This window comes from Stenotrophomonas forensis (assembly GCF_028752115.1).
Classification (GTDB): domain Bacteria; phylum Pseudomonadota; class Gammaproteobacteria; order Xanthomonadales; family Xanthomonadaceae; genus Stenotrophomonas; species Stenotrophomonas forensis.
The window spans coordinates 3,418,186-3,440,664 of record NZ_CP082270.1; the positions used below are offsets into that span (position 1 = coordinate 3,418,186).

Below are 22,479 nucleotides of genomic sequence, written 5' to 3' on the forward strand. Positions count from 1 at the left end.
GCATCAACGGGCGCTGTCGACCACGGCGGCCGACACGGTCGGCGCCGCGTCGGCGTCCTCGGCGATCTGCCGCGGTGCCGGTTCGGCCACGGCCACGCCCAGGTAGCGCTGCATCAGCTCCTGCACGATCGGGCTCTTGCCGGCGAAGCCTTCGATCGACTTGCCCAGCGACACGGCCTTGACCAGGTTCTCGAACATGCCGCCGTCGCCACCGACCAGGTCGATGTCGGCATTGCGCAGCGCGCTGGCGATGACGTTGGCGTTCTCGCGCGAGACTTCCTTGCCCGCTTCGATAGAGGCCAGTGCCTGCTTCAGGCTGTTGTCCAGCATCATGCGGAACTCTTCGTGGCCACGTGCCTGGTCGCTCAGCGAGGCGATGGCTTCGAACTTGCGCACCAGGCCTTCGGCTTCGGCCAGCAGCTTCTTCTGCACCACGCCGGCTTCGGCGTTGCCCAGCGATTCGGTGGCGGTGGCACGGGCCAGGCCCATCTTCTCTTCGCCCTGGGCCTGCGCCTGCAGGGTTTCGGCCAGCACGCGGGCCTCGTTGCTGCCCTGCTTCAGGTTGGCTTCGGCCTTGGCTTCGATCACGCGGGCTTCGGCGATACCGACCTTCTCGATGGCCAGTGCGGAGGCTTCACGCACCTGCGCTTCGGCCAGGCCCGGCGCCGCCTGCTCGGCACGGAAGGCGTCGGCCAGCAGGCGCTTGGCTTCGGCCTGCTTGCCGGCCGCTTCGTGTTCGGCCTGGGCCAGGGTGGTCAGTTCCACCGCGCGGTGCTTGGAGGCGGTTTCGCGGGCCTGCGCTTCCTTCACTTCGCGCACCAGCGATTCCTGCGCCTTGGCTTCGGCTTCCAGAATCAGCACCTGCTTCTGGCGGTCGGCCTCGGAGACCTCGCGCACTTCCTTGATGCGCTCTTCTTCCTGGGCCACGGTCTTGTCGATGGAGATGCGTTCGCGGGTGATGTTGGCCACGTCCATCTTGCCCTGCTCGACCACCTTGTCACGCTCCACGCCCTGCAGCTGCACTTCGCGGTCGGTGGTGACCTGTTCCAGCTGGCGCGCGCGCTCCACGCGCTCGGCTTCGATGGCCACCGCACGCTGGCGGTTCTGTTCGGCCACTTCCACCTCGCGCAGGCGGTTCTGGTCACGGATATCGATCAACTGCTGCGCTTCGATGCGTGCGTTCTCGGACAGCTGGCGCTGTTCTTCCTGCACCTTGGCGGTCTCGGCTTCCTCGCGGGCACGGATGGTCTCGATCTCGCGCTTCTGCCGCGCCTCGGCCTCGGCCTGCTGGCGTTCCAGGGCCAGCAGCGCTTCGCGCGCTTCCACGTTCTTTTTGGTGATGGCGAGCTTCTCGTTCTGCTCCAGCTCGTTGGTCACCACGTTCTGCGCGGCGGTCAGCTCGGTGATCTTGCGGATACCCTGCGCGTCGAGGATGTTGAACTGGTCCAGCAGCGATTTCGGGGTCTGCTCCAGGTAGTCGATGGCCACGTCTTCCAGCACATAGCCGTTCAGGTCGTTGCCGATGACCGCGATGATCTCGTCGCGGAATTCCTGGCGCTTCTCGAACAGCTCGGTGAAGTCGAACTTCTTGCCGACCGTCTTCAGCGCTTCGGAGAACTTGGCGTTGAACAGCTCATCGACGGCGTGCTTGTCCGAGGCACGGTCGGCACCGATGGCCTTGGCCACACGCAGCACGTCGGCCTGGGTCTCGTTGACCCGCAGGTAGAACGCCACGGCGATGTCGGCGCGCATGTTGTCGCGGCAGATCAGGCCTTCCTTGCCGCGGCGGTCGATCTGCAGGGTGATCAGGCTGATCCGCATCAGCTCGGCGCGGTACAGCACCGGGATGATCAGCGCACCGGTGAAGTGCACCTTGGGCGTGGCGCTCATGTCGTTGACGATCAGGGCCACGCCCTGGTCGACCTTGCGGTAGAACGCCTTGAACAGTCCCGCCAGGCCGAGCAGCAGGCCTACGAGGACGATGATCCCGATCAGGAAGGGGGCCGCGCCAGCAAAACTCATCAGAGATTCTCCTTGTTGCCCGGAAGCAGGTTGTCCTGGAAATCGAGGGCGACCGCATCAGCGCGGACCACCCGGTAGTAATGGTGTTCGGCCACGTGCTCGACCAGCACGATGCGCTCGCCACGCTGCAGTTCGACGTCGCTGCGCACCTGCAGCACCAGCCCGGCACCGCCGTCATCGACCGTGGCATGGCCGCTGCGCGCATCCACCCGGGGCGAGGCGACCACGCCCACGCGCCCCAGCAGGGAGGCCTGTGCGACCGGCTGCAGGCGCTGCAGGAAGGTGCGGATGGGCCGCAGCAGCAGCGCGGTGATCGGCACCGCCGGCAGCGGCGCGAGCACGGCCACGAGCGTGCCGAAACCCCAGCGCAGCAGGTCCGGCAGCGGCAACAGTACGAACAGATGGATGAAATAGGTCAAGGCCCAGCCGAAGAAGCCCAGCAGGGTGACCACGACCATGACCGGCACGCCACCGAGGCCGAAGCGCTGCAGCAGGGCCGAGAGGCCGCTGAGATCGGTGTCACTGTCCAGCGCACCATCGGCGCCGAGATCGCCGAACCCGTCATCGACCAGGCCAAAAGCGGCAAGCCCCCAATAGACCAGCGACACCGCCAGCAGGACGCTGTACGGCAGGGTCGGGTAGCCGAACACGACGGTGAGGAATTCCTGCATCGCTTTGCCTTCCTGGGCTATGGGCGCGTGACGCCCCGTTCGGAATCCGCCGGGAGCGGTTCCGTCGATCCCGCCACGGCCCTCATGGCCATGGCTTCCCCTTCATCCTATGTGAAGAGGGTGTACAGGGACAAATGTGAAGACGCGCGCCGACCGCAGGCGGCGACGCGCGCGGGGTCGTGCCGGGTCACTCCAGCACGGTGCAGTCGGCGCTGCGCACCTCTTCGACGAACGTGCGCATCTTGTAGCCGTCCTTGATGCCCGGCTCGACCTCGATGCCGCTGGACACGTCAACGCCCCACGGCAGGGTGGCGAGGATGGCGTCCTTCACGTTCTCCGGGTTCAGGCCGCCGGCCAGCAGGAACGGGCGGTGCAGGCCGGTCGGGATGCGCCCCCAGTCGAAGGCGACACCCGTGCCGCCACCGCCGCCGGGCGCGTGGCTGTCGAACAGGAATCCCGCCGCGCTGGGGTAGCGCAGCTGCAGGGTACGGGCGTTGACCTCTTCGCGCCCGCCCATGGCGATCGCCTTCAGGTACGGCATGTTGAAACTGCGGCAGAAGCTCTCGTCTTCCTCTCCATGGAACTGCAGCAGGGTCGGCCGCACCGTGCGCAGCACCTCGCGCACCTCTTCCTTGCTGTTGTTGCGGAACAGCGCCACCACGTCGACCATCGGCGCGATCGCCTGGCGCATCGCGCGCGCCTCGGCCGGAGCAACCCGACGGCTGCTCTCGCGGGCAAAGATGAAACCCACTGCGTCCACGCCCAGCTCACCGGCCAGGCGGACGTCGCCGGCCCGGGTCATGCCACAGAACTTGATGCGTGTGCGGTAGTAGGAGCGGCTCATAGCGTGACCTCGGCGGGCAGATGCCAGTTGTCGGGGTACAGGGGCCCAAGGAACACCAGGCCCTGCGGCGGTGCGGTGGGACCGGCTACGGTGCGATCGCGCCCTGCCAGCAGTTCGGCGATCCATTCCACCGGTTTTTCGCCGCTGCCCACCAGGATCAAGGATCCGACGATATTGCGGACCATGTGATGAAGGAATGCATTGCCCTGCACGGCCACCTCAATCACCTCGCCCTGGCGGCTGACCTGCAGCGACTGCAGCTCGCGCCGTGCATGCAGCGCCTGGCACTGCACGGAACGGAACGCACTGAAGTCGTTCTCACCAAGCAGCGCCTGGCCGGCGGCATGCATCAGGGTTTCGTCCAGGGCCCGCCGCTCCCAGCTCAGGGTCTGGCGGCCCAGCGCCGGTCGCACTTCGCGGTTGAGCAGCCGATAGCGGTAGCGGCGCGCGCGCGCGGAAAAACGGGCGTGGAAATCATCGGCCACCGGCACGCACCAGCGCACCGCGATCGAGCGCGGCAGGCGGGTGGTGGTGCCGAGCATCCAGGCGCGCGGATCGCGCACCACCTCGGTGTCGAAATGCACGACCTGGCACTGGCCGTGCACGCCGGCATCGGTGCGGCCGGCGCAGACCACCTGCAACGGCGCATCGGCGACCGACGACAGGGCCAGTTCAAGGCTGGCCTGCACGCTGGGACCACCTTCGCCCAGGTTCTGCCAGCCCCTGAAATCGCTGCCGTCGTACTCGACGCCAAGCGCGTAACGCATGTGCTACCTCGATGCTGCGTGTGGGGCGGCGCTCAGGCCGGGTCGCGTTCGGACCACACCGCCAGTTCGTTGCCACCGGGCTCGACGAACTGGAAGCGGCTGCCCCCGGGGAAGGAAAACACCGGGCGCACGATCTCGCCGCCGGCGTCACGCACCGCTGCCTCGATCGGCGCCAGGTGGTCGGCATACAGCACCAGCAGCGGTGCGCCGGTATCGCTGGCGCGCTGCGGCTGGCCACGGAAGAAGCCGCCCTGCAGGCGGCCATCGTCGAAAGCGGTGTAGTCGCCGCCATAGTCGACGAACGACCAGCCGAACACCTTCTCGAAGAAGGCGCGGCTGGCCGCCGGATCAGCGGAGGCGAATTCAACGTAATCGATGCGGCGCTCGCGGCTCATGGCACGGTCCTTGTCAGCGGGTTCGGTCACGGCAGGCGCGCCAACAGCTCGCGCGCCTGCGCCTGGCTGTGCAGATCGCCGCCCTCGGCGACTTCCTGCAGCAGGGTACGCGCGGTCTGCGCGTCGCCCAGGTCCAGATAGGCAATGGCCAGCTCCAGCCGCTCCTGGCCGGCACGCGGTGCCCAGCCGGCATCACCGGCCGGTGCCGCGGTGTGTTCTTCGTGCGCGGCCGTGGCCATCGCGTCGTGTGGCGCACCGCTGGAATCACCGTTGTCATGGTGCTCGGCCGGCAGGTCGAACACGCCGCGGAACTGCGGCTGCTGTTCGGCGTGCAGCGCATAGTCCGGCACCGCGATCTCGTCAGCGACCGCCTGCGCGACCGGCTCATCCGGCACGGGGGTGTCCTGCGTGGGCACCGGCTCGTCCCAGCGCGGCAGATCGGTCACGGCCTCGGGCAGCTCCCCCACTTCGTCATCGCGCAGCGTCTGCGCCTGCCAGTCAGCCTGGGCGGCGACGTCGGCGATCGGTTCGGCAGCCACGTCATCCTGCACCTCGGTTGCGGTCGCCCAGGCCGGCATCGCGGGCTCCTGGCGGCCACTGTCGGACACCACCGACGACCACGAGGACTGCTCGGCCAGCGTATCCAGCGCCGCACCCGCCGGCACCGCCGCGGCCAGGCCAGCCGCATCGCCTTCTTCGCGCAGCGGCGGCAACGGTGACGGCTTGCGCCGGCGCAGCAGCCAGGCTGCCGCCGCGGCGAGCAGCAGCACGGGCAGGCCCAGCCAGTACCACGGTGTTGCCGCGTCGCGGCTGCCCGGCGCCTGGGCCAGGCGTTGCTGCGCGGCAGCCAGGTCGTTGTCCTTCATCGCGATCAGCGACTGCTGCTGTTCCTTCAGCTTCTCCAGGTCGGCCACGCGCTGCTTCAGCTCGCCGATCTCTGCATCGCGGGTAGCGATGTCCTCACGCGCCTGGCGCAGTTGCTCGTTGCCCATCATGTCACCCTCACTGCCGGCAGCGGTGCCGGTGGTTGTGCCCGCTTTCGCGGCGTCGGACGCCAGCGCCGGAGCGATTTCAAGCCGCGCGCCGCTGGCCCCCGACGGGGACGCTGCGTTCGTGGTTTGTGCCTTGGCCACTGCTGCGACGGTACCCGCCGGCTGCGGCACGGTGCGTGCCTGGCGCCATTGCGCCGCGTGTTCGCGCACCAGCGCAGCCGCTTCGGCAGCATCGACCGCCGCCAGCGCATCGCTGCCTGGCATGCGCAGCACTGCGCCCTGCTTGAGCAGGTTCACGTTGCCACGGATGAAGGCTTCGGGATTGGCGCGCAGCAGGGCGATCATCGCGCGATCACGACTGACCTGGTTGCCACGCGCCACCGCGCTGGCAATCTGCGACAAGGTCTGGCCGCGCTGCACGGTGACGCTGCCATCGGCAGGTATGGCCGCAACCGGTGGAGGCACCGCACGCGACCGTGCTGGTGCGGGTGCCGGCGTGGGCGCCGGCGCGGACGGTGGCGTGCCCGGCGCCTCTGCCACAGGTGCCGCTGCCGGCTCGCGGGCAATGGTATTGGACAGGGTGCCAGCCGGTGCGACGATCTCCGGCTCGGCCACGGCCAGTGCGCTGGACGGCGCATCGACCAGCGCCGAGTATTCGCGGACCAGCCGGCCCTGGCCCCAGTCGGCCTCGATCAGGAAGCTCAGCGACGGCGTCTCGACCGGCGCCTGCGAGGTCACCCGCACCACCGCCCTGCCCTGCGCGTTGCGGGTCAGTTCGAACTGCAGTTCGCTGACCAGGCCGGTCGGCCGTTGCAGGCCGACGCGCTCGAAGGTGACCGGCGAAGCCAGCGCCACACGCAGGTTTTCCAGCTCGGACGGGTCGGCCGAGACTACCGGGATCTCGGCCAGCAAGGGCTGGCCCGGCTTGGACAGGACACGGATGTCGCCCAACCCCAGGGCGAGCGCCGAACTGCTGGCCAGGGCCAGCAGCGCGGCGGAAAGATAGCTGAGCGGGCGCGTTGCGCCCCTGGCCCGTTTATTCATGGGCGACACTATAAAGCGTGCGGACCAAGGTCCGCACCCACCGATGGACGACCTGCGGCAATGCCGGCCAGCGGCCGGCACTACCGGTGAAGCAACCGCGCTGCTCAGCGCTGTTCGGCGGCGACCAGCTCGGCCAGCTGCACGGCATTCAGTGCCGCGCCCTTGCGCACGTTGTCCGAGACGATCCACAGGTTCAGGCCGCGCGGGTGCGACAGGTGCTCACGGATGCGACCGACGTACACCGCGTCGGTGCCCGAAGCGTGGGTCACCGGGGTCGGGTAGCCACCCGCTTCGTGGCGATCCACCACTTCGATGCCCGGCGACTGCTCCAGCAGCGCACGCGCTTCGGCCACGGTCACCTTGTCGCGGGTCTCAATCGCCACCGATTCGGAGTGGCCGTAGAACACCGGCACGCGCACTGCGGTCGGGTTCACCAGGATGCTGTCGTCGCCGAGGATCTTGCGGGTTTCCCAGACCAGCTTCATCTCTTCCTTGGTGAAGCCGTTGTCCTGGAAGTCGTCGATGTGCGGGATCAGGTTGAAGGCGATCTGCACCGGGAAGCGCTGCGGATCGATTTCCTGGAAGCTGAGCAGCTGGCCGGTCTGCTTGCCCAGCTCTTCCATCGCCGAACGGCCACCACCGGACACCGACTGGTAGGTGGACACGTTGATGCGCTCGATGCCGTACTTGCGGTGCAGCGGCGCCAGCGCCACCAGCATCTGCATGGTCGAGCAGTTCGGATTGGCGATGATGCCGCGCGGACGGTTGGCAACCTGTTCCGGGTTGACCTCGGATACCACCAGCGGCACGTCGTCGTCGTAACGGAAGGCCGAAGAATTGTCGATCACCACCGCACCGGCGGCAGCGAACTTCGGCGCGTATTCCTTCGACACGCTGCCACCGGCCGAGAACAGGGCGATCTCGACGCCGGTCGGGTCGAAAGTGGCCAGGTCCTGCACCGTGACCTTCTGGCCGTTGAACTCGATCTCGCCACCGGCCGAACGCTCGGAGGCCAGGACGCTCAGGGTACCAACCGGGAAATCACGTTCTTCAAGGATCGACAACATGGTCTCGCCAACCGCGCCGGTGGCACCGACGACGGCGACGTGGAAACTGCGCTGTGCATTGCTCATGGGGGGAAACTCTCACGAAAACGGGGATGGGAAAAATCACGCACGACAGCAGGGTTCGGGGAACCTCCTCAAGCGGGGCGCGCGGAGGTTCCCTATCGTTTCCCGGTTTTTTTGCCCAGAGTCACGCGCGCGGCCATCGCCGCGTCAGCGTTGATCGCGCTCGGCATGCGCGACGGATCGCCGTCCAGGCCGAGCCCGGCAACCAGATTATCCACGGCCAGCTGTACCATCGCCGTTCGCGTGGCCAGCGAGGCGCTGCCGATGTGCGGGGTCAGCACCACGTTGCGCAGCGCCAGCAGTTCCGGGCGCACTGCCGGCTCGCCCTCGTACACATCCAGGCCGGCCGCCGCCAGGCGGCCATTGGCCAGTGCATCGGCCAATGCGATCTCATCGACCAGGCCGCCACGGGCGATGTTCACCAGCGTGGCCGACGGCTTCATCTTCGCCAGCGCGGCGGCATCGATCAGGTGATGCGACGCCGGGGTGTACGGCAGCACCAGCAGCAGGTGGTCGGACTGCGCAAGCAGCGTATCCAGGTCCACGTAGGTGGCACCCAGCGCCGCTTCGGTGTCGGCCGGCAGCTGCGAGCGGTTGTGGTAGAGCACCTTCATGCCGAAACCGAGTGCGCCGCGGCGGGCGATGCCCTGGCCGATGCGGCCCATGCCGAGAATGCCGAGCGTGCTGCCGTGGATGTCGGCACCGAGCATGGTCTGGAACGACCACTGCTGCCACTGGCCTTCACGCAGCCAGCGCTCGGATTCGGTGATGCGGCGCGCGGTGGCCATCAGCAGGGCGAAACCGAGGTCGGCCGTGGTCTCGGTGAGCACGTCCGGGGTGTTGCTGGCGAGGATGCCGGCCGCGCTGAGCGCGTCGACATCCAGGTTGTTGTAGCCGACGCCGACGTTGGCGATCACCTGCAACTGCGCGGCATCGGCCACCTGGGCCGCGCCGATGCGCTCGTTGAGGGTGATGATCGCGCCCTCGGCGCTGGCCAGCTGCGCGGCGATCTGCTCGGGCGACCAGGCGGTAACGGTGTCGGTGACGCGCAGCTGCACGCGATCGCGCAGCGGCGCGATGGCCGCATCGATCAGCGGCTGGCTCACCCACACCGTCGGCCGCGTGTCAGCCATCGATCTGCCCGGGGATACGCGGGGTGATCGTGCCGACATCGCCACACTGCGCACGATGGCGCAGCGCCTGGTCCATCAGCACCATCGCCACCATCGCCTCGGCGATCGGGGTGGCACGGATGCCGACGCAGGGATCGTGGCGGCCGGTGGTGACCACTTCCACCACGTTGCCGGCGGTGTCCAGCGACGGGCCCGGCAGGCGCAGGCTGGAGGTTGGCTTCAACACGATCGAAGCGACCACCGGCTGGCCGGTGGAAATACCGCCGAGGATGCCGCCGGCATGGTTGCTGGCAAAGCCCTGCGGGGTCAGCAGGTCACGATGCTCGGTGCCCTTCTGCGCGGCGCTGGCGAAACCGTCGCCGATCTCCACGCCCTTCACCGCGTTGATGCTCATCAGCGCGGCGGCGAGTTCGCCGTCGAGCTTGCCGTAGATGGGCTCGCCCCAACCCGGCGGCACGTTGTCGGCGACCACGTCCACGCAGGCACCGACCGAATCACCGGACTTGCGCAGCGCATCCATGTACGCCTCCAGCTCGGGCACCTGCGCGGCGTGCGGCCAGAAGAACGGGTTGTCTTCCACCGCCGACCAGTCGAAGCCGGCCGGGGTGATGTCGCCCAGCTGCGACAGGTAGCCACGCACGGTGACGCCGAAACGCTCGGCCAGCCACTTCTTGGCGACCACGCCGGCGGCCACGCGCATGGTGGTCTCGCGCGCCGAGGAACGGCCGCCACCGCGCGGGTCGCGGATGCCGTACTTGTGCCAGTAGCTGTAGTCGGCGTGGCCCGGCCGGAACTGCTGGCCGATGTTGGCGTAATCCTTGCTGCGCTGGTCGGTGTTGCGGATCAGCAGCGCGATCGGCGTGCCAGTGGTCAGGCCCTCGTACACGCCGGACAGGATCTCGACCTCATCGGCCTCGCGGCGCGCCGAAGTGTGCCGGCTCTTGCCGGTGGCGCGGCGCTGCAGGTCGTGGGCGAATTCGGCCGCGTCCAGCGCCAGCCCCGGCGGGCAGCCATCGATCACGCAGCCGATGGCCGGCCCGTGCGACTCGCCGAACGTGGTGACGGTGAACAGTTTGCCGAACGAATTGGAACTCACGGGCGCTGCGCCGCCAGTTCGGTGATGCGCGCGCTGTGGGCGATCAGCTCGCGGCATTCGACCGCGAAGATGCCCATCTGGCCGACCTTGAATTCGATCCAGGCGAAATCGACTTCCGGCAGCAGCTTGATCAGATGCTGTTCGGACTCGCCCACTTCACAGATCAGCAGGCCGTCTTCGCTCAGGTGCAGCGGCGCGTCACGCAGGATCTTCAGCACCAGGTCCAGGCCGTCGTCGCCGGCACGCAGGCCCATGTCCGGCTCGTAGGAGTATTCCTGCGGCAGCGCATCGGTCTCGTCGTTGGTGACGTACGGCGGATTGGTGACGATCAGGTCGTAGTGGCGGCCGGACAGGCCATTGAACAGGTCCGACTTCACCAGGTTGACGTTGTATGCCTGCAGCCGCTCCCGGTTCTCTTCAGCCAGCGACAGCGCGTCGTCGCTCAGGTCGACGCCGTCCACCTGCCAGTTCGGGTAGTAGTGGCCCATGGCGATGGCGATGCAGCCCGAACCGGTGCACAGGTCCAGCGCACGGTACACGTCGCGGCCGGCCAGCCACGGCTCGAAGCCGCACTCGATCAGTTCGGCGATCGGCGAGCGCGGCACCAGCGCGCGCTTGTCGCTCTTGAAGCTCAAACCTGCAAACCAGGCTTCACCTGTCAGGTAGGCGGCCGGGATGCGTTCGTCGATGCGGCGCTGGAACAGCTCCAGCACGCGCTGCTTCTCGGCCTGCAGCAGCCGCGCCTGGCCGTACGCCGGGCCGAGGTCGTGCGGCAGGTGCAGGCTGTGCAGCACCAGCTGGGTGGCCTCGTCCAGCGCGTTGTCGTAGCTGTGCCCGAAGGTCAGCCCGGCTTCGTTGAAACGGCTGGTGCCGTAGCGGATCAGATCGATGATCGTGTGGAGTTCGGCGGCCGTTTCAGCGGTCATGGCGGTACTGCGGGCAAAGTGGCCCCCGATTATAGGGGCTGGCGCCCGTGGCGGCATCCGTTGCGGCGGAAACGATCGGGCCACAGCCGGTATGATGGAACCCATTTCGCGCGGGAGCCCCCATGTTCAATCGCAACGCCGGCATCATCCTGCTGATCGCCCTGGCGGCGGGGCTCGGCCTGCTGGCCGCCCAGCAGGTGTTCGCGCCGAAGCCGCCGGCCAACGCCCCGGCTACCGAAGCGATCACCCTGTATCCGCAACCGCGTGAACTGCCTGACTTCAACCTGGCCCAATCCGACGGCACCCGCCTGATCCCCGGCGAACTGAAGGGCCACTGGACCCTGGTGTTCCTGGGCTTCACCTTCTGCCCGGACGTGTGCCCGACCACCCTGGCCGAGCTGGCCGGCGCGCAGAACCAGTGGGAGGCCCTGCCCGACAGCCTGCGCCCGCGCGTGCTGTTCATCTCGGTCGACCCCGACCGCGACAGCGCCACCCGCCTGGGCGAATACGTGCACGGCTTCCACAAGGACACCCTGGCCGCCACCGCCGACGTTCCCTCGCTGGAGCGCTTCGCCACCTCGCTGGGCTTTGTGTTCCAGAAGGTGCCGGGCAAGCACTTCGACGAGAACCCCGAGGATTACACCGTCGAGCATTCGGCCAGCCTGGCCGTGCTCGACCCGCAGGGCCGCCTCGCCGGCCTGGTGCGCCCCCCGTTCAACGCGCCGGCGATCGCCCGCGACCTGCAGAAGCTGACCGAGAAAACCGCCCCATGAGTCTCACCACCGCCCTGACGTACGTCCTGCCCCACCGCCTGCTGTCCTCGATGGCGCGTTCGCTGGCGTACTCGGACGACCCGCGCGTGTCACGCTGGCTGATCGACACGGTCACCCGCAAGTTCAACGTCAACCTGGATGAGGCGGCCAACCCGGACCCGCGCAGCTATGCCACCTTCAACCAGTTCTTCACCCGTGCATTGAAGCCGGGCGCGCGGGTGGCCGATGCCGATCCGCGCAGCCTGGTGATGCCGGCCGACGGCCGCATCAGCCAGCTGGGAAAGATCGAGGCCGGCCGCATCTTCCAGGCCAAGGGCCAGTCGTTCACCGCGGCCGAGCTGCTGGGCAGCGACGAGGATGCCAAGCCGTACAACGACGGCCTGTACGCCACCGTCTACCTGTCGCCGCGCGACTACCACCGCGTGCACATGCCCTGGACCGGCACCCTGCGTGAAACCGTGCACGTGCCGGGCCGTCTGTTCAGCGTCGGCCCGGCTGCAGTGAACGGCGTGCCACGCCTGTTCGCGCGCAACGAGCGCCTGGTCTGCCACTTCGACACCAGCTTCGGCCCGATGGTCAGCGTGATGGTCGGCGCACTGCTGGTATCCGGCGTGGAAACCGTGTGGAGCGGCGAAGAGATCCCGGCCTACGGCGACCACATCACCCGCAAGGACTACCGTGGCCAGGGCATCAGGCTGGAGCGATTCGCCGAGATGGCGCGCTTCAACTATGGCTCGACCGTGATCGTGCTGCTGCCGCCGGGCGTGGCCGAGTTCGCCCCGCAGCTGGGCGCTGAAAGCCCGGTGCAGCTGGGCCAGGCGCTGGCCACGCTGCGCTGAGGCTTCGGTAGTGCCGGCCGCTGGCCGGCATCTCCGTTGATCCAACGCGTCGGGCATTGCCGGCCAGCGGCCGGCACTACCGGTACGCGCGTTACTGCAGGGCCGGGGCCGGGCCGACGTCCATGCCGTCGTAGTCTTCCACGCCCTTTTCAGTGGCCAGGGCCGCGAATCCCTGGTTGCGGCGGTCCAGCGAGGCTTCGTCGTGGATCTCCACGCGCTCCACGTGCAGCACATGGAACGGCGCGTCGCCTTCTTCCGGCTCCTGCTCGAACAGTTCGACGAAGGTGTAGCCCTGCGCCTGCAGGTGGTCGGCCAGGGCCTGCAGCGGCTCGGCGGTCGAGTGAACGAAGAAATAGCCCCACAGCAACGGGCCGCTGATGTCCCAGTCGGTGTTCTCGCGGAGGTTGGCGAACAGGTTGCGGGTGTCTTCGAGGTCCATGCGGGTTCCAGGGGTCGTGGGGATTACTTGTCGCAGCCCTGCAGCTTCAGCGTCTGGCCGTGGCGCAGGCTGTAGGCGGGGGCTTTCAGGCCGTTGGCGCGGGCCAGGGTCGGCACGTCGCACTGGAACTTCGCAGCGATGGCGCCCAGGGTCTCGCCCTTGCCCACCTTGTGGCTGCGCACCGGCTTTGCCCGGGCGGGCGCCGGACGCGGGGTCGCCACCGCCGCCACGGGTGTCGTCGGCACGCTGGTCGAGGCTGCGGCATCGGCCACCGGCACCACACCGCCCACCGCCACGCTGCCGGTGTAGCTGGCCGCGGTCGGGCGCTTGATCGCCGCGTTCAGGTCGGCGGTGATCAGGGTGCGGGCCAGGTCCGCACGCGGGCCACTGACGCAGTTGCGCTGGTACAGGCCGGCGATGCGGGTGGTGGCGTTGATCAGCGTGCCGGCCGGAATCCAGCCATCGGCTTCATAGCGCGGGTTGAGGTTGCGCAGCGCGCGCATGTAGCCATCACGGGTGCCGTGGCTGCCCAGGCAGATGGTCAGTTCGTAGATGGTGGTGGACCTGGCCAGGCGCAGCGTGGCCGGCTGCGCGCTGATCTTCGGGAACTCCACGCCGTACTGCTGCGGGTGCAGGAAGATCCAGGCCGCGGCGATCACCATCGGCACATAGTCCTTGGTCTCGCCGGGGAACTGGTTGTAGACGCTGTCGGTCCAGAAACTCTGGCCGCCGCTCTGCTTGAACACCCGCGCGGCGCGGCCTTCGCCACCGTTATAGGCGGCCACCGACATTTCCACGTTGTTGTTGAGCTCGCGCAGGCGCTCGTTGAGGTAACTGGCACTGGCTTCGGCGGCGCTGCGCGCATCGAAGCGCGTGTCGAAACCGGTGCCGTCCGGGCCCAGCCCGAAGCGGCGGCCGGTGGCCGGCATGAACTGCATCAGGCCGGCGGCACCCGCGCGCGATGAGGCATGCACGCGGCCGTTGGATTCCTTGGCCATGATGCCGAACAGCAGCGCCTCGGGCAGCCCGCGCTTTTCCCACTCCGGCCACATCACCGCGCGCAGGTTCTGGTAGTTCTCGTAACTGGTCAGCAGCGCCGGGCGCATGTCGGTCAGCCAGCGGCGGATGCCGGCCTGCACCGCCGGGTTGTACTCGACCATCGTGTCGAAGGCGTGCCGCTTGTCGTTCAGCAGTGCGGCGGCGCGGGCCGCCTCGGGTACGTCTGCGGTGAGCGGACCGATATGGTCGGGGTCGGCTTCCAGGCGGTCGCCGCCCTCATCGGCCACGTCATCGCTGGCCGCCGCATCGGCGTCATGCTTGAGCAGGCGCTTGTAGCTGGCCAGCAGCGTGCCCATCTGGCAGCCCTTCTGCTTCACGCAGTCGTTGAGGACATCTTCCATGTCCTCCAGCGCGGCGTCGGCCTCGTTGCTGCCCTTGGGGTCGGCATTGGCGACCAGCAGCAGGGCGTCGCTGTAGCGCTTCTCGGCGGCTGTCATGCGCTGCTGCAGCGCATCGACCTTCACCTTGTCCCGGGCCGAGACCCGTTGCGCATGGGCGTCAGGCGCCAGGGAAACCAGGCCGGCCAGGGCCAGCAGCGGCCAACCGCGGGAAATCAGGACAGGAACGGGCATTGATGGCACTGTGTGCGAAACAGGCAGGCAGAGTAGCGGCGCCGCCAAGGTCGGGGCAAGCCGGACCTTCGGACCGTCACCCCTGCCCGTTAACATTGGGCTATTCACTACAAGGGCTGGACCATGGATCCGATTCTGCTCGGCAAAGGCATCACCGACGATATTGCCGTCACCCTGCTGCCGAAACTCGGCAACCGCCACGGCCTGGTGGCCGGCGCCACCGGCACCGGCAAGACGGTGACCCTGATGACCCTGGCCGAAGGCTTCTCGCGGCTGGGGGTGCCGGTGTTCCTGGCCGATGTGAAGGGCGATGTATCCGGCCTGGCCGTGCCCGGCACCGGCGCCGATAACCTGCTGCAGCGTGCCGCCGAGATCGGCGTGGCCAACTATGCCCCAGCCGCCAGCCCGACCATTTTCTGGGATCTCTACGGCAAGCTCGGCCATCCGGTGCGCACCACCGTCAGCGAAATGGGCCCGACCCTGCTGTCGCGCATCCTCGAATTGAACGACACCCAGGCCGGCGTGCTCGACATCGTGTTCAAGCTGGCCGACGACCGTGGCCTGCTGCTGCTGGACATGGACGACCTGCGTGCCCTGCTCGGCCTGGTGGCCGAGGAGCGCAAGGACATCTCCACCGAATACGGGCTGGTCAGCGCGCAGTCGATCGCCGCGATCCAGCGCTCGGTGCTGCGCCTGGCCCAGGATGGCGGCGAGCACTTCTTCGGCGAACCGGCACTGGAGCTGGCCGACATCATGCGGGTCAATCACGACGGCCGCGGTATGATCGGCATCCTCGCCGCCGACCAGCTGGTGCTCAAGCCCAAGCTGTATTCCACGTTCCTGCTGTGGTTGCTGTCGGAACTGTTCGAGCAGCTGCCGGAAGTGGGTGACCTGGACAAGCCGAAGCTGGTCTTCATCTTCGACGAGGCGCACCTGCTGTTCGACGATGCGCCGCCGTCGCTGGTACAGCGCATCGAGCAGGTCGTGCGCCTGATCCGTTCCAAGGGCGTGGGCGTATATTTCTGCTCGCAGTTCCCCGATGACGTGCCGGGCAACATCCTCGGCCAGCTCGGCAACCGGGTGCAGCACGCGCTGCGTGCGTTCACCCCGCGTGACCAGAAGGCGGTGAAGACCGCGGCCGAAACCTTCGTGCCGAATCCCAAACTGGACGTGGCCAAGGTGCTCAGCCAGCTCGGCACCGGTGAAGCGCTGGTCTCCACGCTGCAGGACAAGGGCATACCGATGCCGGTGCAGCAGACGATGATCGCGCCGCCGCGCTGCCGGATGGGGCCGATCACCGACGCCGAACGCGCCCAGGTGCGCGCCGGCAGCCCGGTCGGCAGCCGCTACGACACCGCGATCAACCGTGAATCGGCGGCGGAGCTGCTGGCGCAGCGCGCGCAGAAGGCGACCGAGCAGGCGCAGGCCCCTGCCGCACGCAGCCGCGAGCAGGACGAGGCGCAGGAAGGAGGCTTCGGCCAGTCGATCAAGGACGCGATCTTCGGCACCAAGCGCCGCCAGGGCATGATCGAGACCATGGCCAAGCAGACCACGCGCACCGTCGGCACCAAGCTGGGCAACCAGATCGTGCGTGGCATCCTGGGCGGCATCTTCGGCGGCAAGCGCTGAGGACCACCTGCTGTTTCCGCGCGTCGCGCCAGGCCTGGTGCGACGCGCCCGTTCCCCATCGCAAGAGAAGTCGTGCTGCATGTCCCGTTGGCGTCCCCCCGCAGAAAAGAGCACCGCCCTGATCACCGCCGCCGGCCACGCCCGGCTGAAGGCCGAACTGGACGAGCTATGGCGGGTGCGACGGCCGGAGGTGGTCAAGGCACTGGCGGCAGCCGCTGCAGAAGGCGACCGCTCGGAAAACGCCGAGTACACCTACCGCAAGAAGCAGCTGGGCGAGATCGACCGCCGCGTGCGCTACCTGACCAAGCGGCTGGAAGCGTTGCGCGTGGTCGACACCACCCCGACCGATCCGCAGGCGGTGTTCTTCGGCGCCTGGGTGGAGCTGGAGAATGTCGACAGCGGCGACACCAGCCGCTATCGCATCGTCGGCCCGGACGAGACCGACGCCGGCCTGGGCTGGATCAGCATCGATTCGCCGCTGGCGCGGGCGCTGCTGAAAAAGCGGCTGGATGATGAATTTTCGGTGGAGCTGCCCGGCGGGCAGTTCACCTTCGCGGTGATCGGGGTGGAATACGCACCGTTGTAGAGTCGAGCCATGCTCGACTGCGTTGCCGTTGTAGAGTCGAGCTTGCTCGACTACACCTGCAGCCAGTCGAGCAAGCTCGACGCTACGCAACGGGGCAGTCGAGCGAGCTCGACTCTACTGGGCCGCGTGCAACGGCGGCGGGTACGCGCGGCCGGCACGCAGCGGACGGAAGTAGTCGGCGTCGGCGTAGAAGGCGGCATCCTGCCTTTCATGCCAGCCGGGAATGCCCGCCAACGGCAGCGGCCGCAGCTGCGCTGGATCGGTGATCGCCCTGCCCTCGCCGATGGCCGCGGCCACCTCGGCGATGCAGCGATCATCATCATCCCCCTGCACCACCACGCACTTGCCCACCAGCAGGCGGCCCGGCAGCAGTGCCTGCTCCATCAGCGCATGGCCGAATACCGCAGCGATGGCGATGTCACCGCTGTGCCAGCGCGTCGGCTCGAACAACGCAGGCCAGTCATGCCCATCCCATGCCGCGAGCAACGCGTCATCGCACACGCGCACGATCACGCCGGTTTCGTCGAACTGGGTCAGTGCCGCCTGCGCGCGGTTGCGCTGGCCCGGCGGCATTGTCTCGATATGCCGGCATTGCTGCGCGTTGAGTGCTTGCTTGAGCTGCGGGAAACGGGCCCACACCAGTGCATTGAACAGGTCATGCCAGTTGTCGGCACGGGTAGCGATGCGTCCCTGCGCGATACGCACCTCGTAGTGCAGGCCGTCGGCCAGCAGCGCAGCGTCCTGCTCGAGCAGGCGCTTGCCGGGCAGCGCCAGCCGCGCATCAAGCGCAGCGATGGACGGCCATGCAGTGCCGCCCAGCAGGTCACGGAAGTCCTGCAGCCCGCCAAACAGCGGATGCCTGAATGCCTGCGGATCAACCGCCGCACGCGGCGGCGGCACGAAGCGCCGGGGGCCGCCGTTGTCACCGGCGGCGGCGGTCACAGCATCTTGAGATCGAACGCCGGGCGGGTGGCGGCCGCCAGCGCGTCACCATACAGGTCGTGCTCGTCGCTCTCGGTGATCTCCACGTCGACGAATTCGCCTACGCGCAGCGGCACCTGGTCGGCGTTCTGGATGTGCACCAGGCCGTCGATCTCCGGCGCATCGGCCTTGGAACGGGCCACGGCGATGTCGCCTTCGATGGCATCGACCAGGCACTGCTGCACGGTGCCGATCTTGGCTTCCAGGCGCGCGGCGGAAATCTGCGCCTGCTTCTCCATGAAGCGTGCCAGGCGTTCCTGCTTCACTTCCTCCGGCACGGCGTCGGGCAGATCGTTGGCAGTGGCGCCCTCGACCGGCGAGTAGGCGAACGCACCCACGCGGTCCAGCTGTGCTTCGTCGAGGAACGACAGCAGCTCTTCGAACTCGGCCTCGGTCTCACCCGGGAAGCCGACAATGAAGGTCGAACGCACGGTGATGTCCGGCGCGATGCGGCGCCAGTTCTGCACGCGCTCCAGAGTCTTCTCGACCGCGCCCGGACGCTTCATCAGGCGCAGGATGCGCGGGCTGGCGTGCTGGAACGGGATGTCCAGGTACGGCAGGATGCGGTTCTCGGCCATCAGCGGCACGACTTCGTCCACGTGCGGATACGGGTAGACGTAGTGCATGCGCACCCACGCATCCAGCTCGGACAGGCCTTCGCACAGCGCCTTCAGGCGGGTCTGGTAGGCCTTGTCGCGCCACATCTTCTCGGCGTACTTCACGTCCACGCCGTAGGCCGAGGTGTCCTGCGACACCACCAGCAGTTCACGCACGCCGCCACGCACCAGGCGCTCGGCTTCGCGCAGCACCTCGTCGACCGGGCGCGAGACCAGCTTGCCGCGCATCGACGGGATGATGCAGAAGCTGCACTTGTGGTTGCAGCCCTCGGAAATCTTCAGGTAGGCATAGTGGCGCGGGGTCAGCTTGATGCCATAGTCGGGCACCAGGTCCACGAACGGATCGTGCTTGGGCGGCAGCGCTTCGTGCACCGCTTCCATCACGCTCTGGTAGTCCTGCGGGCCGGACACCGCCAGCACGTTCGGGTACGCCTCGCGGATCTGCTCCGGGCGCTTGCCCAGGCAGCCGGTGACGATGACCTTGCCGTTCTGGTTCATCGCCTCGCCGATCGCGTCCAGCGACTCGGTCACTGCCGAATCGATGAAGCCGCAGGTGTTGACCACCACCACGTCGGCCGAATCGTAGGACGGGACGATGTCGTAGCCCTCCGAGCGGAGCTGGGTGAGGATGCGCTCGGAATCGACGAGGGCCTTCGGGCAGCCAAGGCTGACGAAGCCGACTTTGGGGTTCAGCTGGGACATGGAATCGCGGGACTCTGGGGGCCTGGGCCCCTGCCGGCGTGGCAGGGGTTCCTGGGGGCCGGGGCCTGAAAGGGCGCCAGTATACCGGGGTTGGGCGCCGCGCTCTGAACGGCCAGCCGCCCGATCCCGCACAGCCGCTGACACGCCGCTAACCCGCGCAGCGCCGACAATGCAGTCCTGTTCCCTGCAACGAGGAAGATGACGATGGCCGAGTGGATCACCCTGGATACCCATCACGGCCCGGTACGGGCCTGGCAGGCCCTGCCGGAAGGCACCCCGCGCGGCGGGCTGGTGGTGGTGCAGGAAATCTTCGGCGCCAACCCGCACATCCGCAGCGTGGCCGAGCGCTTCGCCGCCGAGGGCTACGCGGTGCTGGCGCCGTCGTTCTTCGACCTGGTCGACGGCCCCGATGCCGACCCGGACGCCCTTCCCTACAGCCCCGAGGGCGTGAAGGACGGCCTGGAACGGGTCGCCGCGCTGGGCATGGAGAAGGCACTGGAAGTGGTCCGCGCCGCGGCAACCCGACTGGCCCCCTACGGCAAGGTCGGCACGGTCGGCTACTGCTGGGGCGGCACCGTGGCGATGCTGTCGGCAGTGCGCCTGGGCCTGCCCTCGGTCAGCTACTACGGTGCGCGCAACGTGCAGTTCCTCGATGAGACGCCCAAGGCCCCGGTGATCTTCCACTTCGGTGCCCAGGACAAGAGCATCCCGCCGGAGGCGGTGCAGGCCCACCGCGAGAAGCTGCCGCAGATGGCCACCTTCGTCTATCCGGCCGATCATGCCTTCAACCGCGAGGTCGGACATGCGTATGATCCAGACAGCGCCACCCTGGCGCTGCAACGCACCCTGGACTTCTTCTCGGAGCATCTTGGATGAGCGAATTCGAACTCGATTCACGCCTGGCCACCGATAGCGTGCTGGTGGCCGAAGGACCGTTGTCGCAAGTGCGACTGATGAACGACGAACGATTCCCCTGGCTGGTGCTGGTACCGCGCCTGGCCGGGGTGACCGAGTGGATCGAGCTGGACGGCGAGCAGCAGGACAAGCTGCGCACCGAGCTCAACCGCGCCTGCAAGGCCCTGAAGGGCGCCGACGGCGTGGAGAAGATCAACATCGGCGCGCTGGGCAACATCGTGCGCCAGCTGCATTTCCACGTGATCGGCCGCCATGACGGCGATCCGGCCTGGCCGGGCCCGGTCTGGGGCAGCGGCCCGGCACACCGCTACGAGCCGTCGGCACTGGACCAGCATGTCGCCTACTGGAAGGACCGGCTAGGATATCCGGCCCACTCCTGAGCCTTCGCCGACCCGATGCGATTCAACCTCGTTGCCGCCATCCTGCTGATCCTGATCGGCCTGTTCATGCTTGCCAGCAACCTCGGCTGGACGCACCTGAACCTGTCCAAGCTGCTGCTGACGTGGTGGCCGGTGGCACTGGTGGGCGTCGGCATCGCCATGCTGTTCGGTCGCGGAAAATGACGAAGGCGGCGCATTGCGCCGCCTTCCTTCATGTAGAGCCGAGCATGGCTCGGCTCCACAAACGGCCCACCGTCATCAGGTCCGCGGCAGGGTCACGCCGGTCTGGCCCTGGTACTTGCCGCCACGATCCTTGTACGACGTTTCGCAGACGTCATCGGATGCCGCCTGGAAGAACAGCATCTGGGCCACGCCCTCGTTGGCGTAGATGCGCGCCGGCAACGGCGTGGTGTTGCTGAATTCCAGGGTCACGTGGCCTTCCCATTCCGGCTCCAGCGGGGTCACGTTGACGATGATGCCGCAGCGCGCGTAGGTGCTCTTGCCCAGGCAAACCACCAGGGTGTCGCGCGGGATGCGGAAGTACTCGACGGTCCTGGCCAGCGCGAAGCTGTTCGGCGGGATGATGCACTCGTCGCCGACGATATCCACGAAGCTGCCCGGGTCGAAGTGCTTGGGATCGACGATCGTCGAGTTGATGTTGGTGAACACCTTGAACTCGCGCGAGCAGCGCACGTCGTAGCCATAGCTGGAGGTGCCATAGCTGACGATGCGCTCGCCGTTGGCCTGCTTGACCTGCCCGGCCTCGAACGGCTCGATCATGCCGTGCTGCTCGGACATGTGGCGGATCCAACGGTCACTCTTGATGCTCATGCTTTGTCCTGGGAATGCGAGGGGGCGCGAGGATTCTAGCAGGGGGCCGGGCGTGGCCGGCGGCCCCTGCGCAGGCACTTACAGCAGCGAAGACAGGATCGGGATCGACGCGCGCGGGCGCTTGCCGACTTCCTCGACCAGGCGCTGCGCGGCATGGCGATAGGCCTGGGCCGGCACCGAATCGGGCTGGGCGACGGTGATCGGGGTACCGGCGTCGCCCTGCTCGCGGATGCCGATCTGCAGCGGCAGCGATCCCAGCAGCGGCACGCCGTACTGCGCGGCCATGCGCTCGCCACCGCCTTCGCCGAACAGGTGCTCGACGTGCCCGCAGTTGCTGCAGGTATGCACGGCCATGTTCTCGACAATGCCCAGCACCGGTACTTCGACCTTCTCGAACATCTTCAGCGCCTTCTTCGCATCCAGCGTGGCGATGTCCTGCGGCGTGGTGACGATCACCGCACCGGCCAGCGGGATCTTCTGGGTCAGGGTCAGCTGGATGTCACCGGTGCCCGGCGGCAGGTCGATCAGCAGGAAGTCCAGGTCATCCCACAGGGTGTCGTTGAACAGCTGGGTCATCGCCGAGGTGGCCATCGGGCCACGCCAGATCATCGGCGTGTCCTCTTCGATCAGGTAGCCGATCGACATGGTATCCACGCCGAACGCGCGCAGCGGCTCGATGCTCTTGTTGTCAGGGCTTTCCGGACGGCCGGACAGGCCCAGCATGGCCGGTACGCTGGGACCGTAGATGTCCGCATCCAGCACGCCTACACGCGCACCCAACTGCTGCAGCGCAACGGCCAGGTTGACCGCGGTCGTCGACTTGCCGACGCCGCCCTTGCCCGAACCAACCGCGATCACGTTGCGGATGCGGGCATGCGGCGTCAGCCCCTTCTGGACCTGGCTGGCATGGGGACGGCGGAGAGAACTGTTCACAACGGGCACCAGCGGAATCAGGGGGGATAACCCAACATCATACAAGCTGGACGTAGCCTGACTGAAATTCAGGATTGCTACGGATTCGTGCACAGATTGTTAAGTTCATGTTACGTTCCTGAAGCACTGTTTTGGGCTGCGGGGCTGGTCTCCAGCACGCACGATGGCGCATGCGCAGTGCCGATTTTTGTTTCTGCTCTCTA

General features: G+C 67.6%; 23 protein-coding genes. 7 read left to right on the top strand and 16 right to left on the bottom strand.

The window, feature by feature from the left end:
* Positions 1-3: 3 nt before the first annotated feature.
* The 10 genes from K5L94_RS15890 to prmB all read right to left on the bottom strand — a co-directional run bounded on the left by K5L94_RS15890 (position 4) and on the right by prmB (position 11,020).
* Positions 4-2,022, bottom strand: a complete 2,019-nt coding sequence (locus tag K5L94_RS15890; RefSeq protein ID WP_053450396.1) for a flotillin family protein — start codon at positions 2,020-2,022, stop codon at positions 4-6.
* Entirely contained in the window at positions 2,022-2,693 is a 672-nt protein-coding gene (locus K5L94_RS15895) for an OB-fold-containig protein (RefSeq protein ID WP_053450397.1), read from the bottom strand. The genes K5L94_RS15890 and K5L94_RS15895 overlap by 1 nt, the downstream gene beginning before the upstream one ends.
* 187 nt (positions 2,694-2,880) lie before the next feature.
* Positions 2,881-3,537: a phosphoribosylanthranilate isomerase gene (locus tag K5L94_RS15900; protein WP_053450398.1), complete on the bottom strand. Its 657-nt coding sequence runs from the start codon at positions 3,535-3,537 to the stop codon at positions 2,881-2,883.
* Complete coding sequence (truA, locus tag K5L94_RS15905) at positions 3,534-4,304, bottom strand: tRNA pseudouridine(38-40) synthase TruA (RefSeq protein ID WP_053450399.1); 771 nt, start codon at positions 4,302-4,304, stop codon at positions 3,534-3,536. Before truA ends, K5L94_RS15900 begins: the two co-directional genes overlap by 4 nt.
* Before the next feature lie 32 nt (positions 4,305-4,336).
* Positions 4,337-4,699, bottom strand: a complete 363-nt coding sequence (locus tag K5L94_RS15910) for a VOC family protein (protein WP_053511610.1) — start codon at positions 4,697-4,699, stop codon at positions 4,337-4,339.
* 26 nt (positions 4,700-4,725) lie between these two features.
* A complete protein-coding gene (locus K5L94_RS15915; protein ID WP_274510851.1) occupies positions 4,726-6,735 on the bottom strand; it encodes a motility hub landmark protein FimV in 2,010 nt (669 codons plus the stop codon).
* A gap of 104 nt (positions 6,736-6,839) precedes the next feature.
* Positions 6,840-7,868: an aspartate-semialdehyde dehydrogenase gene (locus K5L94_RS15920; RefSeq protein ID WP_274510852.1), complete on the bottom strand. Its 1,029-nt coding sequence runs from the start codon at positions 7,866-7,868 to the stop codon at positions 6,840-6,842.
* A 92-nt stretch (positions 7,869-7,960) separates the two neighbouring features.
* Positions 7,961-8,998: a 2-hydroxyacid dehydrogenase gene (locus K5L94_RS15925; protein ID WP_053450403.1), complete on the bottom strand. Its 1,038-nt coding sequence runs from the start codon at positions 8,996-8,998 to the stop codon at positions 7,961-7,963.
* The gene (gene aroC, locus K5L94_RS15930) at positions 8,991-10,094 is read right to left on the bottom strand and encodes a chorismate synthase (protein WP_008264593.1); all 1,104 of its coding nucleotides are present in this window, start codon (positions 10,092-10,094) and stop codon (positions 8,991-8,993) included. Before aroC ends, K5L94_RS15925 begins: the two co-directional genes overlap by 8 nt.
* The gene (gene prmB / locus K5L94_RS15935; RefSeq protein WP_274510853.1) at positions 10,091-11,020 is read right to left on the bottom strand and encodes a 50S ribosomal protein L3 N(5)-glutamine methyltransferase; all 930 of its coding nucleotides are present in this window, start codon (positions 11,018-11,020) and stop codon (positions 10,091-10,093) included. Before prmB ends, aroC begins: the two co-directional genes overlap by 4 nt.
* Positions 11,021-11,142: 122 nt before the next feature.
* On the opposite strand from prmB, the gene K5L94_RS15940 reads away from it, so the two are divergent.
* Both K5L94_RS15940 and asd read left to right on the top strand, forming a co-directional pair.
* A complete protein-coding gene (locus K5L94_RS15940; RefSeq protein WP_006381470.1) occupies positions 11,143-11,793 on the top strand; it encodes an SCO family protein in 651 nt (216 codons plus the stop codon).
* Entirely contained in the window at positions 11,790-12,632 is an 843-nt protein-coding gene (gene asd / locus K5L94_RS15945) for an archaetidylserine decarboxylase (RefSeq protein WP_274510854.1), read from the top strand. The genes K5L94_RS15940 and asd overlap by 4 nt, the downstream gene beginning before the upstream one ends.
* 91 nt (positions 12,633-12,723) lie before the next feature.
* Here asd and K5L94_RS15950 read toward each other — a convergent pair whose 3' ends face one another.
* Together K5L94_RS15950 and K5L94_RS15955 are read right to left on the bottom strand one after the other, a co-directional pair.
* On the bottom strand, positions 12,724-13,071 hold the full coding sequence (locus K5L94_RS15950) for a ribonuclease E inhibitor RraB (RefSeq protein WP_274510855.1): 348 nt from the start codon (positions 13,069-13,071) through the stop codon (positions 12,724-12,726).
* Positions 13,072-13,094: 23 nt separating this feature from the next.
* Positions 13,095-14,702, bottom strand: coding sequence for a transglycosylase SLT domain-containing protein (locus K5L94_RS15955; protein ID WP_180878480.1), 1,608 nt, complete (start codon positions 14,700-14,702; stop codon positions 13,095-13,097).
* A gap of 123 nt (positions 14,703-14,825) precedes the next feature.
* On the opposite strand from K5L94_RS15955, the gene K5L94_RS15960 reads away from it, so the two are divergent.
* Positions 14,826-16,331 carry a helicase HerA-like domain-containing protein gene (locus K5L94_RS15960; RefSeq protein ID WP_164087271.1) on the top strand — a complete coding sequence of 502 codons (1,506 nt, stop codon included), beginning with the start codon at positions 14,826-14,828 and terminating at the stop codon, positions 16,329-16,331.
* Between the two features lie 79 nt (positions 16,332-16,410).
* Positions 16,411-16,917 carry a transcription elongation factor GreB gene (gene greB, locus K5L94_RS15965; protein ID WP_049458814.1) on the top strand — a complete coding sequence of 169 codons (507 nt, stop codon included), beginning with the start codon at positions 16,411-16,413 and terminating at the stop codon, positions 16,915-16,917.
* A gap of 114 nt (positions 16,918-17,031) precedes the next feature.
* Here the strand turns inward: greB and K5L94_RS15970 are convergent, their stop codons facing one another.
* Both K5L94_RS15970 and rimO read right to left on the bottom strand, forming a co-directional pair.
* The gene (locus tag K5L94_RS15970) at positions 17,032-17,859 is read right to left on the bottom strand and encodes a DUF3025 domain-containing protein (RefSeq protein WP_164087272.1); all 828 of its coding nucleotides are present in this window, start codon (positions 17,857-17,859) and stop codon (positions 17,032-17,034) included.
* Positions 17,856-19,217 (bottom strand): 30S ribosomal protein S12 methylthiotransferase RimO, encoded by a 1,362-nt coding sequence (gene rimO / locus K5L94_RS15975; RefSeq protein ID WP_006459296.1) that lies wholly within the window; start codon positions 19,215-19,217, stop codon positions 17,856-17,858. Before rimO ends, K5L94_RS15970 begins: the two co-directional genes overlap by 4 nt.
* Before the next feature lie 204 nt (positions 19,218-19,421).
* Between rimO and K5L94_RS15980 the strand changes: the two genes are divergently transcribed.
* The 3 genes from K5L94_RS15980 to K5L94_RS15990 are packed head-to-tail and all read left to right on the top strand — an operon-like array spanning position 19,422 to position 20,695.
* A complete protein-coding gene (locus K5L94_RS15980; protein WP_053450410.1) occupies positions 19,422-20,093 on the top strand; it encodes a dienelactone hydrolase family protein in 672 nt (223 codons plus the stop codon).
* Positions 20,090-20,512: an HIT domain-containing protein gene (locus tag K5L94_RS15985; protein ID WP_006459301.1), complete on the top strand. Its 423-nt coding sequence runs from the start codon at positions 20,090-20,092 to the stop codon at positions 20,510-20,512. The genes K5L94_RS15980 and K5L94_RS15985 overlap by 4 nt, the downstream gene beginning before the upstream one ends.
* Positions 20,513-20,527: 15 nt before the next feature.
* Positions 20,528-20,695: a LiaI-LiaF-like domain-containing protein gene (locus tag K5L94_RS15990; protein ID WP_005410498.1), complete on the top strand. Its 168-nt coding sequence runs from the start codon at positions 20,528-20,530 to the stop codon at positions 20,693-20,695.
* A gap of 75 nt (positions 20,696-20,770) precedes the next feature.
* On the opposite strand, the gene dcd is transcribed toward K5L94_RS15990, so the two are convergent.
* Both dcd and apbC read right to left on the bottom strand, forming a co-directional pair.
* The gene (gene dcd / locus K5L94_RS15995) at positions 20,771-21,343 is read right to left on the bottom strand and encodes a dCTP deaminase (protein WP_053450411.1); all 573 of its coding nucleotides are present in this window, start codon (positions 21,341-21,343) and stop codon (positions 20,771-20,773) included.
* Positions 21,344-21,421: 78 nt separating this feature from the next.
* Entirely contained in the window at positions 21,422-22,276 is an 855-nt protein-coding gene (apbC, locus tag K5L94_RS16000) for an iron-sulfur cluster carrier protein ApbC (RefSeq protein ID WP_006459367.1), read from the bottom strand.
* Positions 22,277-22,479: the final 203 nt, after the last annotated feature.

Coding starts and splice junctions, on each gene's coding strand:
- K5L94_RS15985 (WP_006459301.1), top strand. CDS start 20,090: ATGAGCGAATTCGAACTCGATTCACGCCTGGCCACCGATAGCGTGCTG.
- K5L94_RS15940 (WP_006381470.1), top strand. CDS start 11,143: ATGTTCAATCGCAACGCCGGCATCATCCTGCTGATCGCCCTGGCGGCG.
- K5L94_RS15900 (WP_053450398.1), bottom strand. CDS start 3,537: ATGAGCCGCTCCTACTACCGCACACGCATCAAGTTCTGTGGCATGACC.
- K5L94_RS15910 (WP_053511610.1), bottom strand. CDS start 4,699: ATGAGCCGCGAGCGCCGCATCGATTACGTTGAATTCGCCTCCGCTGAT.
- K5L94_RS15915 (WP_274510851.1), bottom strand. CDS start 6,735: ATGAATAAACGGGCCAGGGGCGCAACGCGCCCGCTCAGCTATCTTTCC.
- asd (WP_274510854.1), top strand. CDS start 11,790: ATGAGTCTCACCACCGCCCTGACGTACGTCCTGCCCCACCGCCTGCTG.
- K5L94_RS15920 (WP_274510852.1), bottom strand. CDS start 7,868: ATGAGCAATGCACAGCGCAGTTTCCACGTCGCCGTCGTCGGTGCCACC.
- K5L94_RS15955 (WP_180878480.1), bottom strand. CDS start 14,702: ATGCCCGTTCCTGTCCTGATTTCCCGCGGTTGGCCGCTGCTGGCCCTG.
- prmB (WP_274510853.1), bottom strand. CDS start 11,020: ATGACCGCTGAAACGGCCGCCGAACTCCACACGATCATCGATCTGATC.
- K5L94_RS15925 (WP_053450403.1), bottom strand. CDS start 8,998: ATGGCTGACACGCGGCCGACGGTGTGGGTGAGCCAGCCGCTGATCGAT.
- K5L94_RS15990 (WP_005410498.1), top strand. CDS start 20,528: ATGCGATTCAACCTCGTTGCCGCCATCCTGCTGATCCTGATCGGCCTG.
- rimO (WP_006459296.1), bottom strand. CDS start 19,217: ATGTCCCAGCTGAACCCCAAAGTCGGCTTCGTCAGCCTTGGCTGCCCG.
- greB (WP_049458814.1), top strand. CDS start 16,411: ATGTCCCGTTGGCGTCCCCCCGCAGAAAAGAGCACCGCCCTGATCACC.
- K5L94_RS15950 (WP_274510855.1), bottom strand. CDS start 13,071: ATGGACCTCGAAGACACCCGCAACCTGTTCGCCAACCTCCGCGAGAAC.
- K5L94_RS15960 (WP_164087271.1), top strand. CDS start 14,826: ATGGATCCGATTCTGCTCGGCAAAGGCATCACCGACGATATTGCCGTC.
- dcd (WP_053450411.1), bottom strand. CDS start 21,343: ATGAGCATCAAGAGTGACCGTTGGATCCGCCACATGTCCGAGCAGCAC.
- K5L94_RS15895 (WP_053450397.1), bottom strand. CDS start 2,693: ATGCAGGAATTCCTCACCGTCGTGTTCGGCTACCCGACCCTGCCGTAC.
- K5L94_RS15980 (WP_053450410.1), top strand. CDS start 19,422: ATGGCCGAGTGGATCACCCTGGATACCCATCACGGCCCGGTACGGGCC.
- K5L94_RS15890 (WP_053450396.1), bottom strand. CDS start 2,022: ATGAGTTTTGCTGGCGCGGCCCCCTTCCTGATCGGGATCATCGTCCTC.
- truA (WP_053450399.1), bottom strand. CDS start 4,304: ATGCGTTACGCGCTTGGCGTCGAGTACGACGGCAGCGATTTCAGGGGC.